Annotated in this window: 5 protein-coding genes and 1 pseudogene; 5 read left to right on the top strand and 1 reads right to left on the bottom strand. The window is 71.8% G+C overall.

The window, feature by feature from the left end:
- From IBL26_RS25150 to cobJ, 4 genes and pseudogenes are all read left to right on the top strand, one after another.
- Window positions 1–208, top strand: a pseudogene (locus IBL26_RS25150) (precorrin-3B synthase); the annotation flags it as partial.
- A complete protein-coding gene (locus IBL26_RS25145) occupies window positions 205–837 on the top strand; it encodes a precorrin-8X methylmutase (RefSeq protein ID WP_187787241.1) in 633 nt (210 codons plus the stop codon). The pseudogene IBL26_RS25150 and the gene IBL26_RS25145, both read left to right, overlap by 4 nt.
- Window positions 834–1,559, top strand: coding sequence for a precorrin-2 C(20)-methyltransferase (locus IBL26_RS25140; protein WP_187787240.1), 726 nt, complete (start codon window positions 834–836; stop codon window positions 1,557–1,559). Before IBL26_RS25145 ends, IBL26_RS25140 begins: the two co-directional genes overlap by 4 nt.
- Window positions 1,556–2,320, top strand: a complete 765-nt coding sequence (gene cobJ, locus IBL26_RS25135; RefSeq protein ID WP_187787239.1) for a precorrin-3B C(17)-methyltransferase — start codon at window positions 1,556–1,558, stop codon at window positions 2,318–2,320. The genes IBL26_RS25140 and cobJ overlap by 4 nt, the downstream gene beginning before the upstream one ends.
- A 482-nt stretch (window positions 2,321–2,802) precedes the next feature.
- Here the strand turns inward: cobJ and IBL26_RS25130 are convergent, their stop codons facing one another.
- Entirely contained in the window at window positions 2,803–3,600 is a 798-nt protein-coding gene (locus IBL26_RS25130) for a cobalt-precorrin-6A reductase (RefSeq protein ID WP_187787238.1), read from the bottom strand.
- Between IBL26_RS25130 and cbiE the strand changes: the two genes are divergently transcribed.
- The coding region (cbiE, locus tag IBL26_RS25125) for a precorrin-6y C5,15-methyltransferase (decarboxylating) subunit CbiE (RefSeq protein ID WP_241749737.1) at window positions 3,585–4,534 on the top strand (950 nt) is incomplete at its 3' end. The two genes, IBL26_RS25130 and cbiE, sit on opposite strands and share 16 nt — an antisense overlap.

Genomic DNA, 4,534 nt, shown 5'->3' with positions numbered 1-4,534 from the left:
CTGGCTGGCGCCGCGCCTGCCCGCCGGGCTGCCCTTGCTGCATGTCTCCGGTTGCGCCAAAGGCTGCGCGCATCCGGGCGCGGCACCGGCCACCCTGGTGGGCCAGCCCGGCGGCCTCGCCCTGGTGCGGAACGGCCGTGCCGGCGACCCGCCGGCGGCGGCCGGCCTGACCCTGGAACAAACCCTGGCGGTGCTCGAACCCTCATGACCACGCGCAGCGACTACATCCGCGACGGCGCCGCCATCTACCGGCAATCCTTCGCCACCATCCGCGCGGAGGCCGACCTCACCGGCTTCAGCCCGGTGGAGGCGCGCGTGGCCGTGCGCGTCATCCACGCCTGCGGCATGGTGGAGGTGACGCGCCATATCCGCTTCGCCCCCGGCTTCACCACCGCCGCGCGCACCGCGTTGCTGAACGGCGCGCCGATCCTGTGCGATGCCAAGATGGTGGCGCACGGCATCACCCGCCCGCGCCTGCCGGCGGGCAACGAGGTGCTGTGCCTGCTGGACGACCCGCGCGTGCCGGAACTGGCGAAGCGCATCGGCAACACCCGCTCCGCCGCCGCGCTGGAATTGTGGGGGGAGAGGCTGGGTGGCGCCGTCGTCGCCATCGGCAACGCGCCCACCGCGCTGTTCCACCTGCTCGATCTGCTGGACCGCGGGGCGCCGCCGCCGGCCGCCATCATCGGCCTGCCGGTCGGCTTCGTCGGTGCCGCCGAATCCAAGCAGGCCCTGGCGGAAGATGGCCGGATTCCCTGGATGATCGTCGAGGGCCGGCTGGGCGGCAGCGCCATGGCCGTCGCCGCCGTCAATGCCCTGGCGAGCGAAGCGGAATGACCGGAACGCTCTCCATCCTCGGCCTCGGCCCGGGGGACCCGGAGCTGCTGACGCTGAAGGCGGCGCGACTGCTGGGCGCCGCGCCGGTCTTCGCCTTCTTCGCCAAGCGCGGCCGCCCCGGCCATGCGCGCACCATCGCCACGCCCCACCTTAATCCGGCGGCGGAGGAGCTGCGCTTCGACTACCCCTTCACCACCGACCTGCCGGTGGAGGACCCGCGCTACCTGGTCGACATGGCCGGCTTCTACGATACCTGCGCGGAGACCCTGGCCACCCGCCTTGCCGCCGGTCAGGACGTGGCGCTGCTATGCGAGGGCGATCCGTTCCTCTACGGCTCCGCCATGTATCCGTTTGACCGGCTGCGCGGCCGCTTCCCGGTGGAGGTGGTGCCGGGCATCACCGCCATGTCCGGCTGCTGGTCCGCCGCGCAGGCGCCGATCGTGCACGGGGACGATACGCTGATGGTACTGCCGGCGACGCTGGACAGCGCCACCCTGGCCACCCGCCTGCGCCATGCGGAAGCCGCCGTCATCATGAAGCTCGGCCGCCACCTCCCGCGCATCCGCAGCATCCTGGATGAACTGGGCCTGACGGCGCGCGCCATCTACGTGGAACGCGGCACCATGCCGGGTGGCCACGCGGTGCCGCTGCCGCAGCGGGATGACAGCCCGGCGCCGTATTTCTCCCTGCTGCTGATCCCCGGCCGGCAGAACCCGCGATGAGCAGCGGCAGCGTCGCCATCCTCGGCCTCGGCCCTGGCGATCCGGCGCAGCGCACGCCGGAGGTCGAGGCCGCGCTGGCCGTGGCCACCGACCTGATCGGCTACTTCCCCTATGTAGACCGCATCCCGGATCGCCCCGGCCTGCGCCGCCACGCCAGCGACAACCGGGTGGAGCTGGACCGCGCCCGCCACGCCCTGCAACTGGCGGCCGTGGGTGCGCGCGTCGCCGTCGTCTCCGGCGGCGATGCCGGCGTCTTCGCCATGGCCAGCGCGGTGTTCGAGGCGGTGGAGCATGGCGAAGCATCCTGGCGGGCGCTGGATATCCAGGTGCTGCCCGGCATCTCCGCCATGTTCGCCGCCGCCGCCCGGGTGGGCGCGCCGCTGGGGCATGATTTCTGCGCCATCTCGCTCTCGGACAACCTGAAGCCCTGGGCGGTGATCGAGCAGCGGTTGCGCGCCGTGGCCGTGGCCGGTTTCGTCATCGCGTTGTACAACCCGCTCTCCCGCGCCCGGCCGTGGCAGCTGGGCGCGGCGCTGGAATTGCTGCGGCAAGCCCTGCCCGGTGACGTGCCCGTGGTCTTCGCCACCGCCGTCACCCGCCCGGATGAGCGCATCACCATCCTGCCGTTGCGCGACGCCGACCCCGCCCTGGCGGATATGCGCACGCTGGTCATGATCGGCTCCGCCGCGACACGGGTGCTGGAACGGCCGGGCGGCATGCGGCCCTGGGTGTATTCGCCGCGAGGGATCGCGTCGTCATGATTCGGACGGCCAGGGAGGGCACTGTCCGCTCTGGATTCGTGGGCCTTGGTGCGGGTGATGCTGGCTTGGTTGCGGTTGGGGCGCGCTGTCTTCGTGGTTGGATTGAGGGGGCACTGCCCCCTCAAACTCCCCTGGCAGGGGATACGATCCCCTGCACCCGCGATTCATTCAGGGTGTGGCGTTGTGATTCGGTGAAGCAGCTGTTTCTGGCTGTTGATTCAGAAACAGCTTCGTCCATATTGATCAGCCAAGGAACGGGTTTCCAAAGGCCTCAGGCCTTTGGCGGGGAAAGTGTGAGAAGGGCAGAGCCCCTTTCACAAATGCCTCCCTGTGGGGTCTCAGCGGAAGCGCACTCGCAAGTGTGCGGTCCGCTATCTTCCAGTGCATTTTATAATCTTTTCGAAAGAGCGTGGCTGCCAACCTTCGCCACCACCCTCCAGTGCGACACGCCAAAACTCACGGCGGGGTCTGGGGTGACACTGTCACCCCAGCCGGGGTTCCAAGGGGGCGGCGCCCCCTTGGCCACGCTCCCACACGGCGCCCAGCCATTCCATCGCCGCCGCCGCATCCGCCACCCTTTCCACCGCCGGCGCGGAGGGGCGTTGCATCACCACCACCGGAATGCCGCGTTCGCGTGCCGCGGCCAGCTTGGCCGCCGTGGCGCTGCCGCCGGAATTCTTGGTGACGATGACCTGGATGGCGTGGCGTGCCAGCAGCGCGCGTTCCTCCTGCAGGCTGAAAGGCCCGGTGGCGGTGATGATCTCGGCGCCGGGGGGCACCAGGGCTGGCTCGGGCGGGTCGACGCTGCGGATGATGTAGTGGTGGCCTGGCGTTTCGCGGAAGGGCGCCAGTTCCTTCTGGCCGATGGTCAGCAGCACGCGGCGGGGTGCGGGGCCCAGGGCCTGGGCGGCGGCTTGCATGTCCGGCACCGGCAGCCAGTGGTCGGCGGGGCAGGGGGTCCAGGCCGGGCGTTCCACCCGCAGCAGCTTCAGGGTGCCAGCGGCGGCGATGGCGTGTCGCGTCATCTGCGCCGCGAAGGGGTGGGTGGCGTCCACCAGCGCCTCGATGCCGGCCTCCGCCAGGTAGCGGCGCAGGCCTTCCACCCCGCCGAAGCCGCCGATGCGCCAGGGAATGGGTTGAGGGCGCGGCGCGCGCGTCACCCCGGCGAGCGAGAGGGTCGGCTCGAAGCGCCCATCCGCCGCCAGCAGCCGCGCGAGCGCGGAGGCCTCCGTCGTTCCGCCCAACAGCAGGACCCGCAATGTCGATGACCTCTTCCCCATGGCTGACCATCCTGGGCATTGGCGAGGACGGCGTAAACGGCCTGTCCCCAGCGGCGCGCGGGCTGCTGCGCGGTGCCTCGGTCGTCTATGGCGGGCGGCGCCATCTGGCGCTGGCGGAATCGCTGCTGGCGGGGGAGGCGCGGCCCTGGCCGAGCCCGATGGACGGCGCCTTCCCGGCCCTGCTGGCGCTGAAGCCGCGGCCGGTGGTGGTGCTGGCCTCGGGCGATCCGTTCTGCTTCGGGGTCGGCAGCCTGCTGGCCGGGCTGGTGCCGGTGGAGGAGGTGCTGTGCGTCCCGGCGCCTTCCGCCTTCGCGCTGGCCTGCGCCCGGCTGGGCTGGGCGATGCAGGATTGCGCCACCATTTCCTTCTGCGGCCGGCCGCTGGCGCCATTGCGGCCGTTGCTGCAGCCGGGCGCGCGCATCCTGGCCTTGTGCGCCGATGCCACCACGCCGGCGGCGGTGGCGGCCTATCTGCGCGACCATGGCTTCGCCGGCAGCCGCCTGCATGTGCTGGAAGCCCTGGGCGGCCCGCGTGAGCAGGTCCGCGCCACCACGGCCGCGGCCTTCGTCCTGCAACCCGGCCCGCTGAACTTGGTGGCGATCGAGGTGGCGGCGGGGCCTGAGGCGCGCGTGCTGCCGCTGTCCACCGGCCTGCCGGATTCGGCATTCGAGCATGACGGGCAGATCACCAAGCAGGAGATCCGCGCCGTCACCCTGGCCATGCTGGCGCCGCGCCAGGGGGAATTGCTGTGGGATATCGGTTGCGGCAGCGGCTCGGTCAGCATCGAGTGGATGCTGCGCCACCCGGCCAACCGCGCCATCGGGCTGGAAGCGCGGCCGGAACGTGCGGCGCGGGCCGCGCGCAACGCGCTGGCGCTGGGCGTGCCGGGGCTGCGCGTGGTGCAGGCGCGCGCGCCGGATGGGCTGGCGGCGCT

The sequence above is a fragment of the Teichococcus aerophilus genome, from assembly GCF_014490485.1.
In the GTDB taxonomy this organism is placed as follows: domain Bacteria; phylum Pseudomonadota; class Alphaproteobacteria; order Acetobacterales; family Acetobacteraceae; genus Pseudoroseomonas; species Pseudoroseomonas aerophila.
This window is presented reverse-complemented; position numbering and strand designations above follow the sequence as displayed.

Coding starts and splice junctions, on each gene's coding strand:
- IBL26_RS25145 (WP_187787241.1), top strand. CDS start 205: ATGACCACGCGCAGCGACTACATCCGCGACGGCGCCGCCATCTACCGG.
- IBL26_RS25140 (WP_187787240.1), top strand. CDS start 834: ATGACCGGAACGCTCTCCATCCTCGGCCTCGGCCCGGGGGACCCGGAG.
- cobJ (WP_187787239.1), top strand. CDS start 1,556: ATGAGCAGCGGCAGCGTCGCCATCCTCGGCCTCGGCCCTGGCGATCCG.
- IBL26_RS25130 (WP_187787238.1), bottom strand. CDS start 3,600: ATGGGGAAGAGGTCATCGACATTGCGGGTCCTGCTGTTGGGCGGAACG.